The sequence below is a fragment of the Candidatus Hydrogenedentota bacterium genome (assembly GCA_018005585.1).
Classification (GTDB): domain Bacteria; phylum Hydrogenedentota; class Hydrogenedentia; order Hydrogenedentales; family JAGMZX01; genus JAGMZX01.
In genome coordinates this window covers 44,211-70,995 of sequence record JAGMZX010000001.1, presented here as the reverse complement: position 1 = coordinate 70,995, position 26,785 = coordinate 44,211, and the positions used below count along the sequence as shown (strand labels likewise).

Genomic DNA, 26,785 nt, shown 5'->3' with positions numbered 1-26,785 from the left:
GAAGACAGTGAATTGGGCTGACGGCGATCGGAGCATGTCCGAGATCATCGAAATTGCGAAGCCGGGGCCCGTTCTCGTTTACGCGGTTGATGGAGCGGAATTCATATTGGAGGAAGCGGACGAATTCGAGCGGGAAGTGGCTGCGCTTGGGAACAGCGACAAGTTCCTCTCCTTCCTCCAAAGGAGGTCTCAAGAAGGAGGTGAAGTCCCCGCGTCGGACGTGGCAAAACGGTTGGGCATCGACGCAGAGGCCTTGTAGAGGTAGGCGCCACATGTCGCAGTCCACACAGGCCCTGCTGCCCCATTACGTGCGCCCAGAGAGGGACATCCCCTGCACTGTCTGAAAACAGCGCGCGGCTCCAAGTCTCGCCGGAAAATGCCCCAAGACCGACAGCCGCGTCGCGGCTTCGCGCATATCCGCGGTGATGGGCGGGTTCCGTGTATAATCGGCGCGGACGGCCGCGGCGGGCGCGGCGTGACGGAAAGAAGGTCCATCCGGCGTGAGCGTCAGACCGGAAAGCAAGCATCCCGACTCCCGGACGGTCATCGGGTGGTCGGAGTATGTCGATTTTCCGGAGTGGGGCATTCTCGGGGTGCGTGCGAAGGTGGACACGGGCGCGCGGACGAGCGCGCTGCATGTCGAGGACATCGAAGCGTTGGGCGACGGTCAGGTGCGGTTTCACGTGGTGACGGGGCGGAAGCGGCCGTTCCGCCGCACGGCGGTGTGCGCGAAGGTGGTGAAATGGGGGCGCGTGCGTTCGAGCAGCGGGCATTATACGGTTCGCTGTTTTGTTAAGACCCGTATCCGCGTGGGTCCCGTTGAGAAAGAGGTCGAACTGTCTCTGGTTTCGCGGGAAAAGATGCTGTACCGGATGTTGCTGGGCCGGCGCGCGCTTACGCGGGATTTCCTGGTGGATGTCAGCCGGCGCCGGATGCTTGGCGGGCGGCGCAGGGCCAAGAAGCAGCGAAAGAAGACCAACTCCCCATGAGAATTGCCATATTGAGCCGCGCCGGGCGCAGCTACAGCACGCGGCGCCTGCGCGAAGCGGCGATTGCGCGCGGTTTCGAAGTCCAGGTGATGGACACGCTGAAGTTCTCGATCCTTATCGAGCGCGAGAACCCCTTGCTGTTCTACCGCCACCGGCGCGTGCACGATTTCGATGCCGTGATTCCGCGCATTGGCGCGTCGATCACGTTTTTCGGGCTCGCGGTGCTCCGTCAATTCGAGCAGATGGGCATGTACGTGCTGAACGACTCGATGGCCATCGCGCGGTCGCGCGATAAGCTGCGCGCCGTGCAGATGTTGAGCCGCTACGACATCGGGCTGCCGCCGACGGCGTTCGTGCGCGACCGCGACGACGTGCTCCACGCGATCCGGCGCGTCGGCGAGGTGCCGGTGATTATCAAGCTGCTCGAAGGCACGCAGGGCGTAGGCGTGATTCTCGCCGAGACGGAAAAGGTGGCGGAAGCGATTATTCAGACGCTGCACAGCGCGCGGCAGAACGTGCTCATCCAGAAGTTTGTGCGGGAAAGCCAGGGGCAGGACATCCGCGCGCTGGTCGTGGGCGATCACGTGGTGGCGGCGATGAAGCGCAAGGCGCAGCCGGGCGAATTCCGCAGCAACGTGCACCGGGGTGGCTCGACGGAGGCGATCAAGCTGGACGCCGAATACGAGAGGACGGCGGTGCGTGCGGCGCAAATCATGGGCCTGCGCGTGGCGGGCGTGGACATGCTGATTTCGGAGAGTGGCCCGCAGGTGCTGGAGGTGAATTCGTCCCCCGGCTTTGAGGGTATCGAGAAGGCGACGGGGATCGACGTTGCGGGCACGATCATCCGGCACCTCGAACAGCAGGTCCTGTTCCCCGAGGTCGACTTGCGGCAGCGGCTTGCGCTTACCGGCGGCTACGGCATCGCCGAATTCACCGTGCGCGGGATGCCGCAACTCGAGAACAAGGCGCTGCGCGACACCGCGCTTTCCGCGCATAACATCCATGTGATGCTTATCACGAGGCATGACCAGGTCATTACAAACCCGAAGGCGGACACCGTGATCCATCCGGGCGACGAACTGCTCTGTTTCGGCGACCTTCATGAGCTGCGCATGATGATGCCCGAGCGCAAGCGCCGCCGCCGCAGGGAAACGTAGGGTCTGCCATGACGCCTGGTGAACCGCCAGCATCGCAACAGCCGCCAGCGCCGCGCCGGCGCGGCCGCACGCTGGTCATTGCGGGGGAACGCATCCGGCCCGGCCAGACGCGCGAACTGCAGCTGCGTTTTGGCGCCACGTACCTGGGTACGCCGGTGTCGATTCCCGTGTACGTGATGCGGGCGCGCGCCGACGGGCCGCGCGTCTTCATCATGGGCGTGATCCACGGTGACGAATTGAACGGGATCGGCATCGTGCGCGAACTGCTCTACGACCAGCCGCCGAAATTGCTGAAGGGCACGCTGGTGATCATTCCCGTGGCGAATATCCAGGGGCTGGAACGTCACTCGCGCTATATGCCGGACCGGCGCGACTTGAACCGGTCATTCCCCGGCTCGCCGAACGGAAGCCTGACCAGACGCCTGGCCCACGCGATATTTACGGAGATTGTGGCCCAGTGCGACTACGGCATCGATTTCCACAGCGCGGCGCTGCGCCGCACGAACTACCCGAACGTGCGCGCCAGCATGCGCGATGCGGGCACGAAGCGGCTGGCCAAAGCGTTTGGCTGCGAACTTATCGTGAGTTCGAAGGGGCCGCGCGGTTCGCTGCGGTACGCCGCGGTCGAGGCGGGCGTGCCGACGATCATCCTCGAGGCGGGCGAGGTCTGGAAAATCGAGCCGCGCGTGGTCGAGATCGGCGTGCGCGGCTGTCTGAACGCGTTGAAAGACCTGGGCATGATCGAGGGCAAGCCCGAGCCGCCTTCGTTCCAATTGACGATTACAAAGACGCTCTGGGTGCGCTCGGAACTCGGCGGGTTGCTGGGTTTTCATGTGCGGCCGGGCCAACTGGTGCGCAAGAACCAGGGGCTCGCCACGATCTACAACATTTTCGGGCGCGAACAGACATCGTTGCTTTCGCCGGCCGACGGCATCGTGCTCGGCATGACGACCATGCCGATGGTGAATCCCGGCGGCGTCGTGTACCACCTCGCGGCGTTGTCGCAACGGAAGTTCGAGGAGACGGAGCGCAAGATGGCCGTGCGCGCCGCCACGAGCCTCTATGCGCGCATTCAGGATGACCTTGCGACGAACATCACGCTGCGGTAGCGCGGGCGGCTATTGCTTGTCGTATTCCTGGACCTCGTCATACTTGTATTCGATCTTCACTCCGGCCTGGCGGAACATCGCCTCCGATTCGGCGCCCGCGTGGTACCGGCGCTCGCAGACGACGCGTTCGATGCCGCAGTTGATGATGAGCATGGCGCAGACGCGGCAGGGCGTCATGCGGCAGTACAGCGTTGCGCCGCGGATGCTCACGCCAAGCTTGGCCGCCTGGCAGATCGCGTTTTGCTCCGCGTGCACGGTGCGCACGCAGTGCGTCGTCGTCGTTCCATCCTCATGCACCACCTGCTTGAGTTGATGACCTGCCTCGTCGCAATGGGCGAATCCCATCGGCGAGCCGACGTACCCCGTAACGAGCAGTTGGCGGTCCCGCGCGATGACGCAACCGCTGCGCCCGCGGTCGCATGTCGCCCGTTTCGCGATGGTGTGCGCCACTTCCATGAAGTAGTCATCCCACGAGGGACGTTCGTATTTCTCAGACATGTTGCACCGTGCCTTTCACTTGCAAATCCTGCCGTGGGACGCCCAGTATACGCAAGTGTTGCACAGGCGCAAAAAGGTCCGCGAGTCCGGGTCCGCCGCCGTACCGCGTGTCTTGGACGCCGGCGGAACGACCGGAGGCAACGATGGACCGATCGGTATTTCGGGACTGGGTGCGCGTCGCCGTGCGTTGGAGCGACATGGACGCCTATAACCACGTAAACAACGCGAAATACATGACGTATCTCGAAATGGGACGCATCCAGATATTCCGGTCGCTGGCGTGGGACGGCGACTGGCAGCATGCCGCGCAAGGGCCGGTGCTCGGGTCAATTACCTGCAATTACCGGGTTCCGGTGCGGTATCCCGCGACGCTTGAAGTCGGCACGCGCGTGGGCAAGATCGGCCGCACTTCGTTCCATTTCGAGCATGGCGTTTTTTTCGAAGGCACGGACACACTGGCCGCGGATGCGCGGTCGATCGTCGTGTGGATCGATCGCGCCGCCGGCAAGCCGATCGAGATTTCGCCGGACTTGCGGGAGAAGCTCGAGCGCCTGATGTAGTGCGCGACCCGCTTGCGCAGAGGAGGAGAAACGCCATGGTTACGCGGATGCCCGCCGCGCGCTGGATGTCTGCCGCATGCCTCTTCGCCTGCGCATCCGCCTTGGCCGCGGAATGGCCGCAATACGCGGTGAACCCCTTCGAGATCAGCCTGAGCATCCCCGGCCCGGGCGAAGACAGCGCGGGCGGCATCGTAGCGGCGGACGCGGACAACGACGGGCTGCCGGACTATCTCGTCACGGTGCGTGGTCACGTGGCTTGTTATGCACATGATGGCCGCCGGCTATGGGCGCACGACGTCGACGTCCGTGTCGGCGGCTCCTCGGAACGCGAGGGACTGCCCGGGCACCACGGCCCGGGCGTGGCGGCGGGTGACATCGACGGCGACCAGCAGACGGAGGCGTTGTACCTGACCAATGACGGTGTCTTGCACGCGGTCGATGGCGCAACGGGCCGGGAACGCTGGACCGCAAAACCGCCTGTGCCCGGAGGCGCCGAGCGTTGGGAGCACCTGGTCATCGCGAATTTCCGCGGCGCGGGCGGCCGAGACCTGCTGCTTCAGGCGACGAACGCGGACGGGTACCGCACCGGGCGTTATGTCGCGGCTTTTGTGATCGCGGACCTGGCAGCGGGCAAGGCCGCGCCACTCTGGTCACGCGATGATTTCACGGCTTGCGCGCACAACGGGGCGCGCGTCGCCGACCTCGACGGCGACGGCCGCGACGAGGTCCTTGGCGGCACAATCATTGGACCGGATGGCGGGTTCTGCTGCGCCATTCCGCTCCGGGGTCACATCGATTCGGTCTTTGTGTACGACGTGCGGCCGGACCTGCCCGGACTCGAGGTCGTTGTGCTCGAAGAGGGGGGAGGCAATCGCGTGTTTCTCTGCGGCAAGGACCAGGTGCTCTGGACCGCGGACTACGAGGGCTGGGAGCCGCAGAATGCCGCCGTGGGCGAGTTCGACCCGGGCCGCGCGGGCCTGGAAGTCTGGTGCCGCAGCCGATTCGACACGCACCAGAAGCCGTTCGTATTCGACGCGCGCGGCAAGTTGATCGCGCGATATGAAATGGACAATGTTGCGCCCGAGGGTTGGACCGATTCCGGCGTCGAAGTCATCTGGGCCATCGACTGGACCGGCGCCCCGAAGCAGCTTGCTGCCGCGAAGGAACGCCACGAATCCGGCGACGTGGCCGTGTTCGACCCGGTCACCGGCGCCTTTGTGCACCGCATCCCTGAGCAGGCCGACCGCCTCTACGTCGCGGACGTCAGCGGCGACTGGCGCGAAGAGGTGATCGTGCTTTCCGGCAGCCGGCTCCGTGTCTATCACAATCCCGAACCGAACCCTGCGCCCGGCCATCCGCGCCTGTGGGCACGTCCCGAGTACCGCCGCAGCAAGACTACGTGGAATTACTACAGCCCGTGAAGGGGAGAGTCTTCCTGCAAGAAATAATGGAAACGGCCACACTGCGCCGTGTGGCCGCTGAATGATCGGTTACGGTTTCCGCGCTTACATCTTCTGCATCATCGCGAGGAATTCCTTGTTGCTCTTGGTCTTCTTGAGCTTTTCGATGAGGAGCTCCGTAGCTTCGGCGGTTTCGAGCGGGCTCAGGACGCGCAGCAGCAGGTAGATGCGGTCGCGTTCCTCGGGTTCGAGGAGGAGTTCTTCGCGGCGGGTGCGCGATTTCTGCACGTCAATTGCCGGGAAGATGCGCTTTTCCATCAGGCGCCGGTCCAGGTGGATTTCCATGTTGCCGGTGCCCTTGAACTCTTCAAAGATCACTTCGTCCATGCGGCTGCCGGTTTCGACGAGGGCCGTGGCCAGGATCGTGAGGCTGCCGCCCTCCTCGACTTTTCGCGCCGCGCCGAAGAACCGCTTGGGCCGCTGCAGCGCGTTTGAGTCGACGCCGCCCGACAGCACCTTGCCGCTCGCGGGCACGATCGTGTTGTAGGCGCGCGCGAGGCGCGTTATCGAGTCGAGCAGGATGACCACGTCGCGCTTGTGCTCGACGAGGCGCCGCGCTTTCTCGAGGACCATCTCCGCGACCTGGATGTGCCGTTCCGGCGGCTCGTCGAAGGTGGACGCGACGACCTCGCCTTTCACGGAACGCTGCATGTCCGTGACTTCCTCGGGCCGTTCGTCGATGAGCAGCACGATCAGATACGTGTCCGGATGGTTGGCCACGATGCTGTTGGCGATCTTCTGCAGCAGCACGGTCTTGCCGGTGAACGGCGCGGCGACGATGAGCCCGCGCTGGCCCTTGCCGATGGGCGCGATCAGGTCCACGATGCGCGGCGCGATCTCTTCGGTCACCGTTTCGAGGCGGAAACGTTCATCGGGGAACAGCGGGGTGAGGCTGTCGAAGAGCAGCCGCTCGCGGGCGACTTCCGGCGACTCGCCGTTCACGGATTCGACCTTGAGCAAGGCAAAGTAGCGCTCGCCTTCCTTGGGCGGGCGCACGTGACCCTGGATGCTGTCTCCGGTGCGCAGCGCGAACTTGCGTATCTGCGACGGAGACACGTAGATATCGTCCGGCCCGGGGAGATACGAGTAGTCGGGCGAACGCAGGAAGCCGAAGCCGTCGGGCAGGATTTCGAGCGTGCCTTCGCCGTAAACCGATCCCGCCTTCTCGATGCTGCGCTGCAGGATGACGAAGATCAGGTCCTGCTTCTTCAGGTTGGCGTAGTCGTCGACGCCGAGGTCGCGGGCCGTGTCGTGCAGTTGTTGCATCGTCATGGTCTTGAGATCGCGCATGGCGATCTCGGGACCGCCGGGCTGGGGCAGATGCACCTCTTCGTTTTCGACGTCCATGACGCGCGCGGGCCGGCTGTAGTACGGCGCGTTGTGACGCCCGCGGTTCTGCATCTGCCGGTTGTTCCCATGACCGCCGCCCTGGTTCTGGCGTCGCGGCATAGGCCGGCGCTGGCGCTGCTGTTTATCGCTCATTGGCTTCTCAGGCATGTTCCACCTTTCCAATTGTGTGACGGGCATCGCCGCGGCCGGGCCGCATCGTTCCGGCGCGGCCCGAAGACGCGGCTAATGCGCCTCGGCCCAATTTTTCCCGATGCCCACATCGACTTTCAGCGGCACATCGAGGGTTATTGCCTCTTCCATAAGCTGTTTCATCGTGGCGGCCACGCGGTCCGCGGCCTGCGCCGGCGCCTCCACCAGTAATTCGTCATGCACCTGCAGGAGCAGGTGCGCATCCGTCTTCTCGAGGGTGGCATCCGTGCGCAGCATGGCCAGCTTGATGATGTCCGCCGCGCTGCCTTGCACGGGCGTGTTGATTGCGGCCCGCTCCGCGGCCCGGCGCGTGTTCATGTCTCCGCTCTGCAATTCCGGCAGATACCGCCGCCGCTGCAGCAGCGTCGTCACATAGCCATCGGCGCGGGCCTGCTCGATCGTGGCCTCAAGCCAAGCGCGCACTTGCGGGTACTGCGCGAAGTACGCGTCGATGAAACGCGCCGCATCGGTCTGCGCAATGCCCAAGTTACGAGCCAGCCCAAAAGGACTGATGCCGTACACAACGCCAAAGTTTACTGCCTTTGCCTGACGCCGCATCTCGGGCGTGACGCGCTCCGGCGCTACGCCAAAGACGCGGGCAGCGGTATCCCGGTGGATGTCGGCGTCCGCAAAGAAGGCATCCCGCAGATTCTTGTCAGCCGACAGATGCGCCAGTATGCGCAACTCGATTTGTGAATAGTCCGCTGATATCAAACACATGTCCTTGCCGCCGGGGACAAATCCCTCCCGGATCCGGCGCCCGATCTCCGTGCGAACCGGTATGTTCTGCAAGTTCGGTTCGCTGCTCGAGAGCCGGCCCGTGGCTGCCACGGCCTGGTTGAACGACGTATGCACGCGCCCTGTTTCCGGATGCACCAGTTTGGGCAGCGCGTCCACGTACGTTCCGCGCAGCTTCTCCAACGTTCGGTATTCGAGCACTTTTTCCGGCAGCGGATGTTCCCGGGCCAGTTCTTCCAGCACCTCCACATCCGTGGAGAAGCCCGTCTTTGTCTTCCGGCCCGGCCGGAGCCCGAGCTTGCCGAACAGGATTTCCTGAAGCTGCTTGGGAGAGTTGATGTTGAACGGCTCTCCGGCTAATTCAACTATTTCGCGTTCCAGCGCCCCCAGGCGCATTTCCATTTCTTCGCGCAACGCGGCGAAGAGGTTCAGGTCCAGGGCCACGCCCCGCTGTTCCATGCGCGCCAGCACCCGGATCAGGGGAAGTTCCACGTTGTCGAACAGAGACCCCAGCTGGCGTTCCCGCAACAGCGGCCGGAATACGGCCGCCAGCCGCAGCGCCATATCCGCGTCCTCGCACGCATACTCGCACGCACGGTCAACGGAAACGTGATCAAAGGTGATAGTCTTAGAACCCTTGCCGATCAGATCGGTTATCGGGATCAGCTTACGCTGGAGATACTGGAGGCTGACTTCATTTAAATTGTGCCTTAACCGCGAGGGGTCTGTCAAGTAGGACGCAACCATGGTATCCATGGCGATTCCGTTCATGGGCGCGCCCGCGCGCGCGAGCACCACGAGGTCGTACTTGATATTGTGGCCGATCTTGCCGAACGCGGAATCGGCCAGCAGAGGGCGCAACCGCTCAAGCACGGTCTTCCTTGGCGCGGGCGTGAGCTGCTCAATCGACGTGAGGTCGTCCGGGTCACGCTGCCTGCACAGCGCCTCCGGCGTGTGCCCTACGGGGATGTAGTAGGCCGTGCCTTCCTTTGCGCTGAGCGAGACGCCGACCAGTTCAGCGCGCATGGGATCGGTGGACGTGGTCTCCGTGTCGATGGCGAATTCGCCGGCGGCGCGCATCTCCGCCAGCGCGCGATCCAGCTCCGCCTCCGTGAGCACGAGCCGGTAATCCTGTTCGTTCTTGGATTCCTTGCTCGTGTCCGGCAGTATTTCGTTCACGAGGGAATGAAACTCGAGTGCGCCAAAGACCTCGATGATGCGGTCTGGCTGCGGCGGGCGGCGGCGGCAATCCGCGATACAGGCATCGAGCGGCACGTCGATGCGTACCGTAACGAGTTCGCGGCTGAAGTAGGCTTGGTCGCGGTCTTCGGCGAGGCGCTCTTTCTGTTTGCCCTTCAGTTCCTCGAGATGGGCGTACAAATTGTCGAGCGACCCGTATTTCGCCAGCAGCGTCTTCGCGGTCTTCTCGCCGATGCCGCGCACGCCGGGGACATTGTCCGCCGTGTCGCCGATCAGCGCGAGCGCATCCGGCACGTGCTCCGGCCCCACGCCGAAGCGTTCCACCACCTGCTCGCGTTTCAGCCATGCGCCCGCATCGCCTTTGCCGGGATCGTACACCACAACGCGGTCGCTCACGAGTTGAAGCAGGTCCTTGTCGCCGGAGACGATGACGGCGTCGAGGCCTTGCGCCTCCGCTTGGCGCGCCAGCGTTCCGATCACGTCGTCGGCTTCGACGCCGGGCACGCACAAGGTCGTGATATTCATGGCCTCGGCCAGTTCCCGGATCATGGGAAACTGGCTCAGCAGCGCCGGCGGCGTCTCGCGGCGTGTTGACTTGTACGCGGCGTACATCTGGTCGCGGAAGGTCTCGCCGGGCGCGTCGAGGACAACGGCGACGTACGCCGGGTCGTGCTCGCGCAGCAGCTTGAGCAGCACTCGCGCGAACCCGTACACGGCATTGGTGGGGCGGCCCTTCGCGTCCGTCAGGTCCGCGCGTATGGCATAGAAGCTGCGGAACGCGAAGGCCATTCCATCGATGAGATATATCTTATCCGTCATCACGGACCTTTCCCGGGCAGCGTGGGCGCCGCGCGTTTGCTACGGGCGAGATGCTCTTGCCACTTCAAGTATCGCCGACGCGGCGCGCTCTGATGCGCCGCCCGCGCCGAGGCGCTCGCGCACGTCGCGCAATGCGTCGATCATCCGCGCCCGCGCGGGTGTCTCATCGATGAGTTCGAGCGCCTGCGGCAGGATCTTCTCCGCGGAAGCTTCATGCTGGATAAACTCCGGCACAAGGCTCTTCCCCGCGAGAATGTTTACCATACCGATGTGCTCCACGTCCACCAGCAGCCGTGCAAGCCAATACGTGGGCGGACTGACCCGGTACAGAATCACCAGCGGCACGCCGAACAGCGCCGTCTCGAGCGTGGCCGTGCCCGACGCGACCATGCAGAAACGGGCTTCGGCGAGCAGGTCGTACATGCCGCCGACGCTCACCTCCAGCGGAAAGCCGGCTGCGATTTCGCGCACCTGCCGGGCGCGTTCCTCGTTCACGGCCGCCGCGGCGAAGCGCATTTCCGGGCGCCGTTCGCGAACGCCGCGCGCCACGCCGATCATTACGGGCAGCAGGCGCGCGATCTCCTGTGCGCGGCTGCCCGGCAACAGCCCGATCAAGGGCGGCCCGGCGGCGGGCTGTTTCGGCCGGTGTGCGGCGATATGGTCGAGCAGGGGGTGGCCCACGTAGACACAGTCTACGCGCGCGCTCTGGTAGAGCGGCTGCTCGAAGGGGAAAATGACGAGCATGCGGCGCACGCACTTGGCGATGGTCTGGATGCGCTTCTTTTTCCAGGCCCAGACCTGCGGGCTGACGTAATAGACGACGGGGATGCCCGCCGCGTGCGCGCGCTGCGCGAGGCGAATGTTGAACCCTGGATAGTCGATGAGCACCAGCGCGTCGGGGCGCGATTGCTCCAAATAGGCCGCCGTATCGAGGAAAATGCGCCGGATTTTCGGGAGATGGCGCGCCACTTCGAAGAAGCCCATGAACGCTTCACGCGCCAGGTCGTGGCGCAACTGCATGCCCGCGGCCGCCATGCCGGCGCCGCCCAGTCCCTCGCACGCGATATTTGGCGCTTGCGCGCGCAACGCGCGGATCAGTACCGCGCCGTGGGCGTCTCCGGAGCTTTCACCGGCTGAGAAGAAGAGCCGGGTCACGGGGAGAGACCGCCTGTTCGGTGGGCCGGACCCGCGCGGAGTCGGACGAGTGGGACAGAACCGGCGCCATTTGACGGTTCGCGACTTTCCTGCGCAAGACCGGCATGGGGCCTCTGTTCCAGAGTCTTCATATACGTTCGACGCGGCCGGCGGGGCACAGATGCGGAAAGGCTCGCAACGCGATATATGTCGGTTGTCGGCGTTGTCTTCATGCTTGGGGGACTCATCCGTCAGGTTCGCTGTTTTCGGATGCACTCCAGGATTTCGTGCGCGAGTTTGAGCGCCCGGATGCCGTCTTCCGCTGACACGACAGGCCGGTTGTTCCCGCGCACGCATTCCAGGAACGACGCGAGTTCAAGCCGCAGGGGTTCTTCGCGCTGGACCGGCAGCGGCTCGATGCTGATGTGCTCCATCGGATTGGCGCCGGGCGGAAGAGGCTCCGGTGTTCGCCGGTACACGAGCACTTCTTGGTCGCTGTAACTCGTGGAAACGTACGCATTCTCTTCGAAAATGCGGATCTTGCGCATGGGCTCGACGGAGACGCGGCTGCTGGTCAGGTTTGCGACGCAGCCCGAGGCGAAGCGCAGCCGCACGTTCGCGATGTCCTCTTCCTCCGAAAACACGGGCACGCCCACCGCGTCCAGCAGGGTGGCTTCCGTTCCCGCAAGAGCCAGCACGATATCCAGGTCGTGGATCATGAGGTCGAGCACGACGCTAATGTCGGTGCTCCGTTTCGGATAGGGGCTCAGCCGGTGGCACTCGATGAACCGCGGCCGCTTGATGGCGTTGAACAGAGCAAGCACCGCCCCATTGAACCGTTCGACGTGGCCCACCTGCAATACACGGTGGTGCGCCCGTGCTACGGCGGCCATGGTCTCCGCTTCGAAGACGGTCGCGGCTATCGGTTTCTCGACGAGCACGTGAACGCCGTTGCACAGCAGGTCGATTGCGACGTCATGGTGCGCGGTAGTGGGTGTAGCCACGGACACGGCGTCGACGCCCAGTTCGAGCAGACCCCGCACGTCGCTGAATCCGGGCACGGTGAATTCCTCCGCCGCGCGGACGCGGCGGGCCTCGTCCGTGTCGACGACGCCGGCAAGTTCCGCTCCGGGCAGGGCGGCGTAGAGCCGCGCGTGGTGATAGCCGAGGTGCCCCACCCCGACGACCCCTGTGCGTATAGCGGCCATGTGCATGTCTCGCAATGGTGTTTTACGAATCCGCCGCGGGCGTCGTGTCGCGACGCACGCGATTACTTGAGAATGCCGCGCGTGGATTCCTGGATAAACGTGAGCAAGGTGCGCCGTTCGACGCAGTCGGGAACGGATTTCTTGATCTCTTCCAGCGCCTGAGACGTGTTCAGCCCGGAGCGATACAAGATACGATACATGGTCTTGATCGTCGCCCTCGCGTCCTTGTCGATGCCGTGACGCTTCAGGCCCACCGCGTTCGGGCCGTAGCAGCGCGCCGGGTGGCCCTCGGCGATCATGTAGGGAGGCACGTCCATGTTGATGCGCGACATGCCGCCGATGAACGCCTGCGTGCCGACGCGGCAGAACTGATGCACGCCCGCGAGGCCGCCCAGCGTCACGTAGTCCAGGACCTGCACGTGCCCGGACAGCGCCGAATTGTTCGCCATGATGACGCCGCTGCCCAGCTTGCAGTCGTGGCCGATGTGCGTGCAGGCCATGAACAGGCAGTGGTCGCCGATGACCGTGACGCGCTGCTCATCGTCGTCATGTTCGAGCGTGCTGGCGCTGACGGTCACGAATTCCCGGAACATGTTGCCGTCGCCGATCTGCGTGCGCCCGACGAGGCCCGGCTTATGCTTGAGGTCCTGCGACAGGATGCCGATCTGGGCGCCGCTGAAGAAACGGTTGTCTTCCCCGATGACGGTGCGGCCCGTAATGACGCAGTGCGGCCCCACCACGGTGCCGCGCCCGATGCGCACGTGTTCATGGATGATGCTGAAGGCCTGGACCTCTATGTCTTCGGCCAGTTCCGCCTTGGGATGCACAATGGCGGTCGGATGGATGTTCATCTCGTGTTCCCACAGGCAGGACGCCCCGGCCCCCAATCGGTACGGCGAGGAGGCGTGAACCTGAGTTGGGCCCGCACAACTGCGGGCAATGCCACTCCAGATAACACAACAAGGCCATAAATTCAAGCCATTCGCTTGAAAATGGACGCGAAACCAAGGTGCGGGCGCCCCGCCCGGGCGTGCCGCACCGTCACGCCGCCGTTAATTATAACAATTCCGCGATCTGCACCGCATTCAGGGCGGCGCCTTTGAGCAGATTGTCCGAAACCACCCAGAAACAGAGGCCGCGCGGGTGCGACAGGTCCTCGCGGATGCGGCCGACGAAGGTCTCGCCGCGCCCCAAAGATGCCGTCGCGAGCGGGTACAGCTGGCTCGCCAGGTCGTCCTGCACGATGATGCCGGGCGCCTTGGCAAGCAGTGCCCGCGCTTCGGCCGCGGTCAGTTTCTTTTCCGTTTCAATGTTGACGGACTCGCTGTGCCCGTTGAACACCGGCACGCGCACCGTGGTCGCCGTCACGCGGATGCTGTCATCCCCCATGATCTTCTTGGTCTCGTTGATCATCTTCATCTCTTCGGTGCTGTAGCCGTTCTCGATGAACGCCGCGCTCTGCGGGATCTGCGGGATGCAGTTGAACGCGATTTGATACGGAAACACGGCGGGCCGCGCCGGCTTTCCGTCCAGGATGTCGCGCGTCTGGGCTTTAAGTTCCTCGACCGCGCTCTTGCCCGCGCCGGAAACCGCCTGGTACGTCGAGACGACAACGCGCTCGATGCGGGCGGCGTCGTGCAGCGGTTTCAACGCCACGACCATCTGGATCGTCGAGCAGTTCGGGTTCGCAATGATGCCCTTGTGCCACTTCACGTCGCCTGGGTTCACTTCCGGAACGACCAGCGGCACCTCGGCGTCCATGCGCCACGCGCTCGAATTGTCCACCACGACGCAGCCGGCCTTCGCGGCGCACGGCGCGAATTTCTTGCTGGTGCCGCCGCCCGCGCTGAAGAGCGCCACCTCGACGTCCTTGAAGGAGTCCTCGGTCAGTACCTCGACGGGGAGTTCTTGGCCCTTGAACGTGAGCGTGCGGCCTTTGGAGCGTTCCGAAGCCAGGAGCTTGAGGCTCTTGACCGGATAATCCCGCGCTTCGAGCATTTCGAGCATCTGCCGGCCTACGAGGCCTGTGGCCCCGGCGACTGCGACCGTCTTCGGTGTCATGATAGAGCACTCCCGTCGTTTGATACGTTTTCTTACAGTCCCTTGGCCGTTGCACCCGGCTATGCGCATGGGGGACTGACCGGATGGGTGGTGTTATTCTACCGAAAAACCGGGGCGGAAATAAAGTGTGCCGGGGTTTCGGCCCCCGGCCCGCGTCCGGGGAACAAGAAAAAGAGGAATTCCGCCGGAAAAAGATGCTATGATGAGGAGGTGGCGGGGACGCTTCTTGTCCCCGCCATGTGAATATCAGGAGTAGACCCGCGAGCGTTGTTGAACGCGCGGGCAGAAGAGAAAGGATAGTATTGTGGCAGCGGTAGTAGATGCGGACCTCTGCGCGGGTTGCGCCGCGTGCGTGGAAGAGTGCCCCACCGAATCGATCACACTGAATGACGACGGGCAAGCCGTCGTGGACCCGGAAACGTGCAATGAATGTGCGGCATGCGTGGAAGCCTGCCCGAGCGAGGCGATCAGCATTCCGTCCTGAGCACGGAAACTGCGTGTACAGACCCGAAAAGGCCGCTGCGGCGCCGCCGCGTGCGGTCTTTTGATTCCACGGGGCAGGGGAGGACTCACGTGAGGCGGGAACAGCCGGCAGCAGAGGAGCCCGGCGGCCATGTCCGCGTGGTGTTTCAGCCGCACGGTCGCGAAACCGCCGTGCTCGTGCGCAGCAGCCTGATCGAGGGAGCGGCTTGCGCCGGTTTGAGCATTGAGACGCCGTGCGGCGGCACCGGAAACTGCGGCAAGTGCCGCGTGCAGTTTGTGGCGGGCGCGCCGCGGCCGGGCGCCGCGGACGCGCGGGTGTTTTCACCCGCGGAATTGCGGGAGGGCTGGCGGCTCGCCTGTCAGACGCACCTGGATGCGCCCGCTACCGTGTATGTGCCCGAGACTTCGCTCTTCGGCAGCCGGCACCAGATTCTTACCGCGACCGAGACGGCGGCAGGAGCTGAACTGCACCCCGCCGTGCGCAAGGCCTACGTGGTGCTCGAAGCGCCGACGATCGCGTCCGCCGAACCGGATTTGCTGCGGCTCGAACAGCACTTGGGACGTATTCGGGCCGATGCGTCCCTGTTGCGCGAACTGCCCTGCAAGTTGCGCCGCGCCGGCTTCCGGGGCACGGCCGTGCTGACCGGCCATCACATCATCGATTTTGAGCCGGGCGACACGACCGGTTCGCGCCACGGCGTAGCGTTTGACGTGGGCACGACTACGCTGGTTGGCGTGCTTGTCGACCTGACCACGGGCCGGGAGCTGGCCGTGGCTTCGCGCATGAATCCGCAGGTCCGTTACGGGGACGACGTGCTTTCACGCATCCTGTACGCAACGGAGAAGCCGGGGGGGCTGGACGCCCTGCGCGACGCGATGGCCGCGGAAATCGCGGGGATGATTGCGGAGCTGTCCGGGCGCGCCGGGGTGCGCGCGGAACATATCTACGAGGTCACGTTCTCAGGCAACACGACCATGGAGCACCTGCTCTGCGGGCTGGACCCTTCCGCGCTGGGGCAGGTGCCCTTCACGCCCGTGTTCGCGCGCGGCCTGCTCCTCTCCGCCGCGGACCTGGGGCTGCCTATTCACCCGCGCGGCCTGGTTTATGTGTTTCCGGTTATCGGCGGGTTCGTGGGCGGCGATACCGTAGCGGGCATGCTCGCCGCGCGCATTGACGAACAGGACGGCCCTACCTTGATGGTCGACATCGGCACGAACGGCGAAATCGTCCTGGCGCATGACGGCCGGCTCTGGGCCGCCTCGACCGCGGCGGGGCCCGCTTTCGAGGGGGCGCGTATCTCGTGCGGCATGCGCGCCACGGCTGGCGCGATCGAAAAAATCGTCATGGACGAGGACGTGCGGTGCAGCGTCATCGCCGACGCGCCGCCGGTCGGGTTGTGCGGCAGCGCGCTGATCGACGCTGTCGCGGAGATGCTGCGTTGCGGTATCGTTGCGCCACAGGGCAAGCTGCGCGACGCGGACGAATTGCCTCCCGGAACGCCCGAGCCGCTGCGCCTGCGGATTCGTCGCGACCGGCGCGGCGAGCCGGCGTTCCTCCTCGCGGAGGGCACCGCCCCGGTGGCGCTGACACAGCGGGACATCCGGGAATTGCAGCTGGCGAGCGGGGCGATCCGCGCGGGAATCAGCATTCTGCTCAAGGAAGCGGGCATCGGCGCGCGGGACCTGGAACGCATTCGGGTCGCGGGCGCGTTCGGCAGTTTTATTCGCCGCAGCAACGCGCAACGCATTGGCCTGCTCCCGGGCGAAGTGGACCGCAGCCGCATCCACAACGTGGGCAACGCGTCGCTCAGCGGCGCGCGGTGGGCGTTGCTCTCGACGGACGCGCGCGAACGCGCCGAGGAGCTTGCCCGGCGCACGCGGCACGTGGACCTTTCACGCGACCCGGATTTCGACCTGGAATTCGCCATGGCCATGACGTTTCCGGAGGAGCAGGCATAGACGGCCGGTGGACCCGCCGCAGGGAGGCAGCTTGCGAGACGGACGTGGCGCAAGTACCATTATGCGATGCTTGAGGATTCGCCGGCTTTGCGCATCGGGACGTGTCGAGCCGGTTCGTGGGAACGGACCCCGCGAATACCGCAATCAAGCGCTCGCGGCGAGCATTTCGATGTGCATCGAACAGGAATCGCAACGAGACAGGCGGGACGAGTCCCGCGCATGTCGTGAACGCCAGGAATACCCGCTTCGGCGGCCAAACGAAGGAGTCTACCGCCATGAATCGCCGGACTTTTGTGAGCATGTGTGCCGCGGCTACCGTTGGGAGCGCCTTCTGCAAGAGCGCTCCGGTGCTTGCCGCGCCGCCGGGGGACAAACCCTTCGCGGGCGCGAAGCTGCGCATGTCCGCGCCGCTGGACTGGTTCCCGGGCGACAAGCCGGAGGACAAGCTGGACCATGTCGCGGCGTGGGGCCTGCCCGCCTACGAGTGGCTGGGTCCCGAAGGCGATTTCGACGCGATCCGCGCGAAAGCGGACGCGCTCGGTCTCGAACTCAGTTGCATCGTGGGCGCGGGCGCAATCGCGCCGGGCGGCATGGTGAATCCGGCGGACCACGACAAGGTGGTCGCGCAGTTCGAGGAGCGGGTTGTATTGGCGAAGCGCCTGAACTGCAAGCGGCTCGTCGGGCTCAGCGGCAATGAGCGCGACGACATCCCGCGCGAGGAGCAGACGCAGCACGTGATTACGTGCCTGAAGCGGCTCGCGCCCATCGCGGAGGCGAACGGCGTCACGCTCGTGCTCGAGGCGCTGAACCCGCTGGTCGACCACAAGGGCTATTTCGTGTGCCGCACGGACCACGCCATGGAGATCATTGAGGCGGTGGGCAGCCCCAGCGTCAAGATGCTGTTTGACATCTATCACCAGCAGATCACCGAGGGCAACGTGATCCGCAATCTCCGGTCGAATATCCGCAATATCGGCCATTTTCACGTCGCCGACAACCCCGGCCGCAAGGAACCGGGCACGGGCGAACTCAATTACGTGAATATCTTCAAGACGATCGCGCGGACGCGCTACGAGGGTTTTGTGGCTCTCGAATGCGGCCATTCAACAGACAATTACGAGGACACGCTGCGCGCGACGCTCGCCTGCCTCGCGCAGATCTGAGGCGAAAGCCATGCCTGGCGAAGATAGACGGCGCACGGGCGCATTTTCCCGCGCGCTGTCTGTCCTGTTATTGTTCGGTGCGGCGGCGCTCGCGGAGGACGAGCCCGCCAAGCCGATTGAACTGGCGCCGGACGCGATAGCCGCCGCGATCGGGAAATTGACGGCGCCGCAGCGCATCGGACAACTCATCCTTGTGACGGCGGAGGGGCGGACCGCGCCGTCCACGGCCGATTTTGCCTATTTGGAGCAGTGCCCGCCGGGCGGGGTGATTGTTCAGCGAAGCAGCAATCCGGCGGCGGCAGCGGCCTATACCGCGCGGCTGCGCCCGCTTGAACTGCGCACGGGCCTGCCGATCTGGCTTGCCGCGGACCTGTACGGGCTCGCTTACCAGGAACCGGGCCGGTCCAGCGCGTTCCTCCAGCCGCCGTCTTTGCTGGCCGTGGGTGCATCGCATGACGCGGCCGCCGCGCGCGATGCCGCGCGCATAGTCGGTTCCTACATGCGCGGCATGGGCTTCGACCTGCACTTGGGGCCCGCGCTGGTCCTGGCGCCGACGCTTCCCGGCGCAACGGGCAGCCTGCGCTGCCTTGGCTCGGACCCCGCTTTCACGGGCGAGGCGGGCGCCACCATGGTTTCCGTCCTTCGCGAGCATGGCGTGCTCGCGGCGCCGATGGGCTTTCCCGGCGGCGGCACGAACCGCAAGGGCGGTTCGGCGGCGGTGCTCTTGACACCCGCCGCCCTGCTGGACGGCCAGGACCTGCTGCCCTATCGCCGCGCCATTGAGGGTGGCGCATCGATTATCCACGTGGGCGATACGCTTGTTCCCACCGTGGACCCGCTCGGCCTGCCCGCATGTCTTTCGGCGAAGGTGATGTGCGGCCTGCTGCGCGACCAGCTCGGGTTTCAGGGCGTGATCCTCGCCGGGCCCATGGACAGCCGCGAAGTGACTTCCATCGCCGACCCCGCGGAGGCGGCCGTCCAGGCGCTCGCGGCAGGGGCGGACATGGTGTACTTTGCGCAGTCCGGCGCGATCTTGCTGAAGGCGGTAATGCGCATCAGCGACGCGGTCCAGGCGGGGCGCTTGTCATTGGAGGCGCTGGACGGGTCGCTGCGGCGGGTGCTCGATGTCAAGCTGGCGCACCGGCTGGCCCCGCCCGCCCCGGCCGCTGAACGGGACATTGAAAAGCTTCTCTCTCGCCGCGATTTCACCGATCTGTGCTACGCCGTCGAACAGCGGAGCATCACGCTGATCAAGAACGAAGGCGGCGTGCTGCCGCTGCAGAAGGAAGCTTCGGGGCCGCTGTTGGTCACGGGCGTCGCGGGCGTCGACGAGTTGTTCGCGCTGCTCGAGAAACGGGTGAAGCCCATGAGCCAGCAACGCATCACGACGGCGCTGCGGCTGGGCAATGTCGAGGACTTCGAGATCAAGCGGATTACGGACCGCAACGAAGGCGTTCGCACGATTGTGTGCGTCGTGACCGACACGGTGCGCACGGAGGGGCAGGGGCAACTGGTGGACGCGCTGCGCGCGACGGGCGCGCGCGTGGCCGTTGTGCTGCTCGGCTACCCGCACGCGCTGGCGCGGTTCGCGAAGGCCGACGCCATAGTCCTCGCCTATTGCGCGCCGGGCAATCTGGCGCTGAGCATGCGCGCCGTGGCGAATCTGCTGCTTGGCGAATTGCCCGTGGCTGTTCAAGTGCCGGGGGCGCCGCTGCGCCTGCGCGCCGGCGAACCGTATCCGTTTGACGCCGGCGCGTGGCTGCGCTGCCCGGCGGCGCGGCTGCCCGTGACGGTTTCAGACGCGTTTCCGGTGGGGGCGGGGGTGTCCTTCAATACCGCGGCGCTTGTGAAGAGGGCGGTGTGGGACTTCGGCAACGGTGACCGGGCGAAGGGGACGAGCGTCAGCTTCGCCTATGACGCGCCCGGCGAATATGCCGTCACGCTGACGGTAACCGACACGCACAAGAACGAGGCCGCGGCCTCGTTCCCGGTGACGGTGGAATAGGCGCGGAATAAGTGCGGCGCGCGGGCGTGTTCCGCGAGTTGGCCGGGGTTTGCGGGGGATCGCGCCTGTTTTCTATCATATTTGCCTGATGCGCGGTCACGGGCCCGTCTTACTCTCGACAAGCGCGCCGGCAACAGGGAAGAGGAGAGTATAAAGAACATGGCTTTCGATTTTGACACGATTAAAGGCGTGTATGCGCGGCTGCCGGAACGGGTGGCGGCGGCGCGGGAGTTGTTGGGCCGCCCCATGACGCTGGCGGAAAAAATCCTCTATTCGCACCTGCGGGCCGGCACGCCCGCGCAGGCGTATTCGCGGGGCGAGTCTTACGTCGATTTCGCGCCGGACCGCGTCGCCATGCAGGACGCCACGGCGCAGATGGCCCTGCTCCAGTTCATGCAGGCGGGCAAGGCGAAGACGGCCGTGCCCTCGACGGTCCATTGCGATCACCTGATACAGGCGGACGCGGGCGCGGCCGCGGACCTTAAGAAGTCGCTCGACCTCAACCGTGAGGTGTTCGATTTCCTCGCGTCGGTCTCGAACAAGTACGGCATTGGCTTCTGGAAGCCGGGCGCGGGCATCATCCATCAGGTCGTGCTCGAGAACTACGCGTTTCCGGGCGGCATGATGATCGGCACCGACTCGCACACGCCGAACGCGGGCGGGCTCGGCATGCTCGCCATCGGCGTGGGAGGCGCGGACGCCGTGGACGTCATGTCCGGCATGGCGTGGGAACTGAAGTTTCCGAAGCTGATCGGCGTGCATCTCACGGGCAAACTCAGCGGCTGGGCCTCGCCCAAGGACGTGATTCTCAAGGTGGCGGGCATCCTCACCGTTAAAGGCGGCACGGGCGCGGTCGTCGAGTACTTCGGCGAAGGCGCGGAGAATCTCTCCTGCACGGGCAAGGGCACAATATGCAATATGGGCGCCGAAATCGGCGCGACGACATCAACCTTCGCGTTCGACGAATCGATGGTGCGCTATCTGGAGTCGACCGCGCGGCCCGATGTGGCCGCCGCGGCGAGGCAAGTCGCCGAGCACCTGCGGCCTGACCCCGAGGTCTATCAAGACCCCGCAAGGTATTTTGACCACGTGATCGAGATTGACCTGAGCGCGCTCGAACCACATTTGAATGGTCCCTTTACGCCGGACCGGGCGACACCTGTGTCGCAGATGCGCGTCGAATGCGAAAAGAACGGCTGGCCGCACGCGGTCGAAGTGGGGCTCATCGGTTCGTGCACGAATTCGTCTTACGAGGACATGACCGCGGCGGCCTCGATTGCGCGGCAGGCGCGCGAAAAGAAACTGAAGGCGAAGGCCGAGTTCACGGTCACGCCGGGCTCCGAGCAGGTGCGTGCGACTATCGAGCGCGACGGCCTGCTCCAGGATTTCGAGGCCATCGGCGGCGTGGTGATGGCGAACGCGTGCGGGCCGTGCATCGGCCAATGGGCGCGCCACCGCCACGGCGGCAGCGACCAGCCGAACACGATTGTCACTTCGTTCAACCGCAATTTCGCCAAACGCAATGACGGCAACCCGAAAACGCACGCGTTCGTCGCGTCGCCCGCGCTGGTGACGGCGCTCGCGCTCGCGGGCGACCTCGCGTTCAACCCCGCGACGGATACCCTGATGAACGAGGAGGGACACCCCGTGCGGCTCGACCCGCCCACGCCCGTCGAGTTGCCGCCGAACGGCTTCGGCTGCGACGACCCGGGCTATGCCGCGCCCGCCGCCGACGGCAGCGGCGTTGTGGTGCGGGTGCAGCCGGACTCGAAGCGTCTGCAACTGCTCGAACCGTTCAAGCCGAACACGGAAGGCGCACTGAAAAGGCTGCGCCTGCTGATCAAGGCGAAGGGCAAGTGCACAACCGACCACATCTCGATGGCCGGGCCGTGGCTGCGCTTCCGGGGGCATCTGGACAATATCTCAGACAACACGCTCACCGGCGCCATCAACGCGTTCAACGACGAGGCGAACAAGGTGAAGAACGTGCTCACGGGCGAATACGGCGAAGTGCCCAAGGTGCAGCGCGCGTACAAGGCGCAGGGCATCGGCAGCATCGTCGTGGGCGATGACAACTACGGCGAGGGCTCGTCGCGCGAACACGCGGCCATGCAGCCGCGGCATCTCGGCGTGCGCGCCGTGCTGGTGAAGAGTTTCGCGCGCATCCACGAAACCAACCTGAAAAAGCAGGGCATGCTCGCGCTCACTTTCGCGAATCCCGCCGACTACGACAGAATTCGCGAAGACGACGAGATCGATATCCTCGGGCTCGACACGTTCGCGCCGGGCAAGCCCCTGAAGTTCGTGCTGCGACACGCCGACGGCACAACGGACGAGTTCAACGTCAACCACTCGTACAACGACGCCCAGGTCGCGTGGTACAAGGCCGGCGGCGCGCTCAACCTCATCCGCGCGCAAGCAGGGGCATAGTGTTTGTGTTGATGGAGAGTTTCTTGGTGGGCGTTTGTATCGCGAAAAGCAGCTTTCGTGCTGGTGGCAGATGATGTAAGTTGAATGGCACCAACGAGGACGAATAAATGCGAACGACAGTAGTTGCCAATGTTTGCACGGATGGAGTGGCGACTCTGGACACGAGCGTGTCAATACCACCCCGGGATTTCACCTTTCCGCAGATCCGGAGAATAAGAATCCGAGAACGGCCAATGCCGCGCAGATGCTTAAGCCCAAACACCAGAACATGCCAAGTCCAATGGAGCACGTCAATCCGGTGACCGCCAACCCTGCGATCGATCCCCATAGTAGTCCCTTCGCCTCATCCGCCTGCGACATCGAAGGTGATTCCAAAAACATTGGGATTGATATTCCGAAGAGAACGAATGTCAAGAGTAGAATCCAGCAACTCGTGATGAGTCCAAGTCCCAGTTTCCACCAGCAGACAACCGCAACGGTAACCGCAAAAAGCATGCCTCCAAAAAAGAACATCGACTGAAGCCCCGTGAGTTCCTGGGGCCTCTCCTCTATCCTCTCTCCGTTATTGCCCGCAAGTTGCGCCGAAGTCGACTCTTCTGGATCAATGCCAGAATCTTCATAGGCCTTCAGTTCTGCGACGGCCTCTTCGACGCCCATTTGATTCTGTTCCTCTTCAGGAAAACGCGAGACCATCGAAAGCAGGTTTCGAAGTTTCCCTGCTGCAGCTCTTCGTTCCGGCGAACCGACAGGTTGTGGTTGTTTGATTGATCTCCACGCTCGGCTTAAGGCCTGTACAGCCTTGTTAACCTCTCCTCTGGTAAGCTCTCGAAACAGGTTCAACGCCGCATCAGAAATGGCGGTGGAATGGAGAGACTCAGCTATCCCCTTTGCCGTACGACTGATCTCATCGAAATGCTCAATGAATACCGTCCCCCGGAAAGTCGTCCTCAGCTCCAGCATGAAATCAAGCGCAAGGCTATGTTCGGCCAATGTCCCCGGGTGGTCGCGTCTTCCAGAGAGTTCAATGTACGCAAGTGTCGCTCGTGCGAGTGAGTATCCGCCTTTCTGAAACAGGTCCGATATGAAACGGCTCGCCTCCTGCCGCGCATCTTGAGAACGTGAGAACATTGATAGGAGCCGCTCCCCAAGTGCAGGGGCTGCAAGAACAGATCTCAGTGATACGAAATCAAAGTTCCGTCGGATCAGGTCAGGCATTTTGTCCATTCTTCGGACAATGCGTTCCAGGTCTTCCGGCTGTTCCGGGTGAGAGACCGGAACTCGGCCTTCGCCTTTGCAACGGCCACATTCTTCCCAGACCGCTTGCTCTGTCGTTGTGACGGTCCTTCCTCCGTCACATGTCGGACACGCCACCTCTTCTTCGTATCGCGAGCCGACCGGCGTCCATTGCGAGGGATCGCTGGGTCCACAGATCGGCCGGGCATACCGAGTTGCCGTTGTTACCTTGATTACTCGGCCTGTACCTCCACAAGTGGGGCATTCGCCCGGCACCACGCGGGGTCCCGTTGGCCTAGGGAGACGGTTTCCACCAGCGGCAATGGAGTCTCTCCCCGAGGAGCTTTGGCCATGGACGAGGTAACCACGGACTGTAACGGAGTGTGTACCGACGCACACCGTCCCCCTTCCAAGGCAATCACTACATCTTTCAAATCTCTCGCCTGCGAGCCATTTCTCCAAACGCTCTTCGTGCTCGCGGCGTTCTCTTCCGGCGGCCTCTCTAAGGTCAGCGACAGATCGTTCCCACCATTTCCTTGGCCAGAACTCTGCATTTTTCCAGGCTTCTGCGATGTCCGGATATGAATACGCGAGGGCAGCCGGAAATGAGTCGGCGTACGTGGCACCGGGATACAATTCCATCAGGAATGTCATCATTCCATGCATGCCTTCCCTGCTTTCCGGACTATCCGATGAGACCTTATGAGACATCATACGCGACAGGTCCTTCTGAACGAGAGAATGCGCAACACGAATCTACCCGTTGCATTAACCTTCACACTTGCCCCCTCCGCACTGCTGCCGTCGAACCCACGCCATCTTCCGAGGAGACCTCAATGCCCCTTTTCGGCTGTTCCGTCTCGAAGTATTCCCAGTTCGCATGGCATAGAGGGCGTGCCTTACCGCCGACGCACTGCGTGTCAAGCCGGACAATAGAGTTCAGTTTAGCATCATTGAGTTGTGCCTCGCAAATGCTAGACCGCACGGAATCTGTGCGCGCTTGGCTCCTTCCGGTGGTCAATATTGGCGGCCCAACCCGTCAATCAATCTTTATCCCCCGCTGTTCGGCGCACAGGTCATCCCTTCTCGACATCGAACAAAATCCAGCCGTCCACGGAGGATGTCTGCAATTCAACCGTCGTCGTGGCACCAGCACCTTTGGTGAAGGTCATGGCACAGATCGGTTTCAGTAGTGCCGTCCGCGTGTCACCGGACACCGATGTGACCTCATAACGCACAGCAATTCGCATCTCGCCAACGCCAGGCATGGCCTTGCAGGCCTCGTCCCTACTCGCGAGGAATACTTCAGAAAACAGCGGAGGAGGCTCGCCCGTTCTTCGCAGCTCTGCCCAATGTAGTTCTGGCGTCGTAAAGCCTTCGGCAAGCAGATTCATTTGTCTGGCGAGCCGTCGCTGAACGGAAGGAAAGTGACTCATCCAGTCAACCAGATTGGTCCCGTCCAAGATTCGAACATCTTTCCACTCGCATCGCTGGCGCTTCTCGTCAATCCAGGAGGCTTGGCCGTTGCGCGTCCAAGTATGTGGAAAACCCCTTCTTCCCGAAAGAGGCGTCACAAAGATAAAGGTTGATTCGATACGCGCAGGAGCTAGCACTGCCTGGGTGCAATCATCGTAATCTTTGCTCGCTTTCTCTCGTGCTCTTAGCGCTGTTCCGACCTCCCAATAACTAGTGCCTGCGGGCACAAATGGCTGGTAATCAGTCTATGTATCAAGGATTCCATCGGGGCCTGATTGGCCAATACTATCGCCAAGGGGGAACCGTCTTTTTCGCGGATTTGGAGCCGATGCGCAGACGAGACGACAAACCAACTCAACTATCAGTCCTTTAGCATATTCAGCATTTGCGCGCACGAATTCATCGAGTTGATTCTCTGTGATAATAACCCGATGCATCGAGAATATCCCCTCTCTTCCGCCGCAATCAATTGCCTTGGCTTACTTGCTCATTTTTCCAGCAGAAACATTACTTTATGTATGCAGAGAAGTCAAGGGAATACGAGTGCGTTACTCGCTTGGCTGTTCAATGCACGGATGGTGAAGACCGTTGCAGTCGGAATGCTGGTAGAGGAACGCCAAGCCACTTGTGGATTCTGTATAATCCTCTTGCAAAGGGCCGGGAGCAACAGGAGAAGCCGCCGTGAATCGGATCAATCGCCGGAGTTTCATGCAGGCCGCCGCCGCGGCGGCGTTGAGTGCGGGCGCGCCGCGCGTGTCATTGGCCGAGGCCGCCAAACCGTCGTGCGCGACCTCGCCGGTGACGCTTGGGAAAACCGGGATCGTCTCGACGTTGCTGGGCATGGGCACGGGCACGCAGGCGAGCCGGAAATCGTCCGCGCAGAACCGGCAAGGCCGCGACGCGTTCATGCGGACGATCGCGCACGCTTACGAGCGCGGTCTGCGTTATTTCGACATGTCCGACTCGTACGGGGCCCACGAGTATCTGCGCGATGCGATGCGCGAGGCGTCGATGGACCGGAGCCAAGTGATGTTGCTGACGAAAACGGGCGCGAAGCATCCGGAGGTGTGCCGCGCGGACATCGAGCGCTTCCGGCAGGAATTGCAGACCGACTATCTCGATATCGTGCTGCTGCATTGCATGCAGTCGGGCGATTGGGCCGAAAAACTGAAGCCGTGCATGGACGTGCTGGCGGAGGCGAAGGAAAAGGGCCTGGTCCGCGCGCACGGCGTCTCGTGCCACAACCTCGATGCGATGAAGGTGGCCTCGGAACACCCCTGGGTCGACGTAATGCTCTCGCGCATCAACCCGTACGGCCTGCACATGGACGGCACGCAGGAAGAGGTCGTGGGCGTGTTGCAGCGCGCCTGGGACAACGGCAAGGGCATGATCGGCATGAAGGTCGCGGGGGAGGGCAAGTGCGCCGACCGGCTGACCGAGTCGCTGCGGTACGTGCTCGGGCTTGGCTGCATTCACGCGGTCACGGTCGGTTTTATCAAGCCGGAAGAAATAGACGACACGTGCCGCCGGGTCGAGGAAGCACTTCGGGCGTGACGGCCCGCGC

The 26,785-nt window shown here is 63.7% G+C and carries 21 protein-coding genes; 12 read left to right on the top strand and 9 right to left on the bottom strand.

The features are described from left to right. The 4 genes from KA184_00265 to KA184_00250 all read left to right on the top strand — a co-directional run. The coding region (locus KA184_00265; protein MBP8127983.1) for a hypothetical protein at positions 1 to 259 on the top strand (259 nt) is incomplete at its 5' end. Between the two features lie 241 nt (positions 260 to 500). Continuing rightward, a complete protein-coding gene (locus tag KA184_00260; protein ID MBP8127982.1) occupies positions 501 to 989 on the top strand; it encodes an ATP-dependent zinc protease in 489 nt (162 codons plus the stop codon). Continuing rightward, a complete protein-coding gene (rimK, locus tag KA184_00255; protein ID MBP8127981.1) occupies positions 986 to 2,146 on the top strand; it encodes a 30S ribosomal protein S6--L-glutamate ligase in 1,161 nt (386 codons plus the stop codon). Before KA184_00260 ends, rimK begins: the two co-directional genes overlap by 4 nt. Before the next feature lie 8 nt (positions 2,147 to 2,154). After that, positions 2,155 to 3,255, top strand: coding sequence for a succinylglutamate desuccinylase/aspartoacylase family protein (locus tag KA184_00250; protein MBP8127980.1), 1,101 nt, complete (start codon positions 2,155 to 2,157; stop codon positions 3,253 to 3,255). 9 nt (positions 3,256 to 3,264) lie between these two features. Here KA184_00250 and KA184_00245 read toward each other — a convergent pair whose 3' ends face one another. Then, the gene (locus KA184_00245; GenBank protein MBP8127979.1) at positions 3,265 to 3,753 is read right to left on the bottom strand and encodes a cytidine/deoxycytidylate deaminase family protein; all 489 of its coding nucleotides are present in this window, start codon (positions 3,751 to 3,753) and stop codon (positions 3,265 to 3,267) included. Between the two features lie 143 nt (positions 3,754 to 3,896). Here KA184_00245 and KA184_00240 point away from each other — a divergent pair, with 143 nt between their 5' ends. Beyond that, positions 3,897 to 4,313 (top strand): acyl-CoA thioesterase, encoded by a 417-nt coding sequence (locus KA184_00240; protein MBP8127978.1) that lies wholly within the window; start codon positions 3,897 to 3,899, stop codon positions 4,311 to 4,313. A 35-nt stretch (positions 4,314 to 4,348) separates the two neighbouring features. Then, positions 4,349 to 5,734 (top strand): hypothetical protein, encoded by a 1,386-nt coding sequence (locus KA184_00235; protein MBP8127977.1) that lies wholly within the window; start codon positions 4,349 to 4,351, stop codon positions 5,732 to 5,734. An 84-nt stretch (positions 5,735 to 5,818) separates the two neighbouring features. On the opposite strand, the gene rho is transcribed toward KA184_00235, so the two are convergent. From rho to KA184_00205, 6 genes are all read right to left on the bottom strand, one after another. Next, positions 5,819 to 7,174: a transcription termination factor Rho gene (gene rho / locus KA184_00230; protein ID MBP8127976.1), complete on the bottom strand. Its 1,356-nt coding sequence runs from the start codon at positions 7,172 to 7,174 to the stop codon at positions 5,819 to 5,821. Positions 7,175 to 7,345: 171 nt separating this feature from the next. Next, positions 7,346 to 10,069 carry a DNA polymerase I gene (gene polA, locus KA184_00225; protein ID MBP8127975.1) on the bottom strand — a complete coding sequence of 908 codons (2,724 nt, stop codon included), beginning with the start codon at positions 10,067 to 10,069 and terminating at the stop codon, positions 7,346 to 7,348. Between the two features lie 39 nt (positions 10,070 to 10,108). After that, on the bottom strand, positions 10,109 to 11,224 hold the full coding sequence (lpxB, locus tag KA184_00220) for a lipid-A-disaccharide synthase (GenBank protein ID MBP8127974.1): 1,116 nt from the start codon (positions 11,222 to 11,224) through the stop codon (positions 10,109 to 10,111). 230 nt (positions 11,225 to 11,454) lie between these two features. Continuing rightward, on the bottom strand, positions 11,455 to 12,411 hold the full coding sequence (locus tag KA184_00215) for a Gfo/Idh/MocA family oxidoreductase (protein ID MBP8127973.1): 957 nt from the start codon (positions 12,409 to 12,411) through the stop codon (positions 11,455 to 11,457). 62 nt (positions 12,412 to 12,473) lie between these two features. Next, on the bottom strand, positions 12,474 to 13,262 hold the full coding sequence (gene lpxA / locus KA184_00210; protein ID MBP8127972.1) for an acyl-ACP--UDP-N-acetylglucosamine O-acyltransferase: 789 nt from the start codon (positions 13,260 to 13,262) through the stop codon (positions 12,474 to 12,476). Between the two features lie 205 nt (positions 13,263 to 13,467). Beyond that, the gene (locus tag KA184_00205) at positions 13,468 to 14,472 is read right to left on the bottom strand and encodes an aspartate-semialdehyde dehydrogenase (GenBank protein ID MBP8127971.1); all 1,005 of its coding nucleotides are present in this window, start codon (positions 14,470 to 14,472) and stop codon (positions 13,468 to 13,470) included. A 304-nt stretch (positions 14,473 to 14,776) separates the two neighbouring features. Between KA184_00205 and KA184_00200 the strand changes: the two genes are divergently transcribed. From KA184_00200 to KA184_00180, 5 genes are all read left to right on the top strand, one after another. After that, a complete protein-coding gene (locus KA184_00200) occupies positions 14,777 to 14,956 on the top strand; it encodes a 4Fe-4S binding protein (GenBank protein MBP8127970.1) in 180 nt (59 codons plus the stop codon). Between the two features lie 89 nt (positions 14,957 to 15,045). Beyond that, the gene (locus KA184_00195; protein MBP8127969.1) at positions 15,046 to 16,914 is read left to right on the top strand and encodes a DUF4445 domain-containing protein; all 1,869 of its coding nucleotides are present in this window, start codon (positions 15,046 to 15,048) and stop codon (positions 16,912 to 16,914) included. 275 nt (positions 16,915 to 17,189) lie between these two features. Further along, positions 17,190 to 18,077, top strand: a complete 888-nt coding sequence (locus KA184_00190; GenBank protein ID MBP8127968.1) for a TIM barrel protein — start codon at positions 17,190 to 17,192, stop codon at positions 18,075 to 18,077. 10 nt (positions 18,078 to 18,087) lie between these two features. Further along, positions 18,088 to 20,082: a PKD domain-containing protein gene (locus tag KA184_00185; GenBank protein ID MBP8127967.1), complete on the top strand. Its 1,995-nt coding sequence runs from the start codon at positions 18,088 to 18,090 to the stop codon at positions 20,080 to 20,082. Positions 20,083 to 20,241: 159 nt separating this feature from the next. Beyond that, positions 20,242 to 22,512 carry an aconitate hydratase gene (locus KA184_00180; GenBank protein MBP8127966.1) on the top strand — a complete coding sequence of 757 codons (2,271 nt, stop codon included), beginning with the start codon at positions 20,242 to 20,244 and terminating at the stop codon, positions 22,510 to 22,512. A gap of 189 nt (positions 22,513 to 22,701) precedes the next feature. On the opposite strand, the gene KA184_00175 is transcribed toward KA184_00180, so the two are convergent. Together KA184_00175 and KA184_00170 are read right to left on the bottom strand one after the other, a co-directional pair. Then, positions 22,702 to 23,727 (bottom strand): hypothetical protein, encoded by a 1,026-nt coding sequence (locus KA184_00175; GenBank protein MBP8127965.1) that lies wholly within the window; start codon positions 23,725 to 23,727, stop codon positions 22,702 to 22,704. A 1,094-nt stretch (positions 23,728 to 24,821) separates the two neighbouring features. After that, a complete protein-coding gene (locus KA184_00170) occupies positions 24,822 to 25,208 on the bottom strand; it encodes a hypothetical protein (protein ID MBP8127964.1) in 387 nt (128 codons plus the stop codon). Between the two features lie 694 nt (positions 25,209 to 25,902). Here KA184_00170 and KA184_00165 point away from each other — a divergent pair. Next, positions 25,903 to 26,775, top strand: coding sequence for an aldo/keto reductase (locus KA184_00165; protein ID MBP8127963.1), 873 nt, complete (start codon positions 25,903 to 25,905; stop codon positions 26,773 to 26,775). Positions 26,776 to 26,785 lie beyond the last annotated feature (10 nt).

Excerpts from the sequence above, each read along its gene's own strand:
- rimK (MBP8127981.1), top strand. The coding sequence starts at position 986 with ATGAGAATTGCCATATTGAGCCGCGCCGGGCGCAGCTACAGCACGCGG.
- KA184_00250 (MBP8127980.1), top strand. The coding sequence starts at position 2,155 with ATGACGCCTGGTGAACCGCCAGCATCGCAACAGCCGCCAGCGCCGCGC.
- KA184_00245 (MBP8127979.1), bottom strand. The coding sequence starts at position 3,753 with ATGTCTGAGAAATACGAACGTCCCTCGTGGGATGACTACTTCATGGAA.
- KA184_00240 (MBP8127978.1), top strand. The coding sequence starts at position 3,897 with ATGGACCGATCGGTATTTCGGGACTGGGTGCGCGTCGCCGTGCGTTGG.
- KA184_00235 (MBP8127977.1), top strand. The coding sequence starts at position 4,349 with ATGGTTACGCGGATGCCCGCCGCGCGCTGGATGTCTGCCGCATGCCTC.
- rho (MBP8127976.1), bottom strand. The coding sequence starts at position 7,174 with ATGCAGAACCGCGGGCGTCACAACGCGCCGTACTACAGCCGGCCCGCG.
- polA (MBP8127975.1), bottom strand. The coding sequence starts at position 10,069 with ATGACGGATAAGATATATCTCATCGATGGAATGGCCTTCGCGTTCCGC.
- KA184_00215 (MBP8127973.1), bottom strand. The coding sequence starts at position 12,411 with ATGGCCGCTATACGCACAGGGGTCGTCGGGGTGGGGCACCTCGGCTAT.
- lpxA (MBP8127972.1), bottom strand. The coding sequence starts at position 13,262 with ATGAACATCCATCCGACCGCCATTGTGCATCCCAAGGCGGAACTGGCC.
- KA184_00205 (MBP8127971.1), bottom strand. The coding sequence starts at position 14,472 with ATGACACCGAAGACGGTCGCAGTCGCCGGGGCCACAGGCCTCGTAGGC.
- KA184_00190 (MBP8127968.1), top strand. The coding sequence starts at position 17,190 with ATGAATCGCCGGACTTTTGTGAGCATGTGTGCCGCGGCTACCGTTGGG.
- KA184_00185 (MBP8127967.1), top strand. The coding sequence starts at position 18,088 with ATGCCTGGCGAAGATAGACGGCGCACGGGCGCATTTTCCCGCGCGCTG.
- KA184_00180 (MBP8127966.1), top strand. The coding sequence starts at position 20,242 with ATGGCTTTCGATTTTGACACGATTAAAGGCGTGTATGCGCGGCTGCCG.
- KA184_00175 (MBP8127965.1), bottom strand. The coding sequence starts at position 23,727 with ATGCCTGACCTGATCCGACGGAACTTTGATTTCGTATCACTGAGATCT.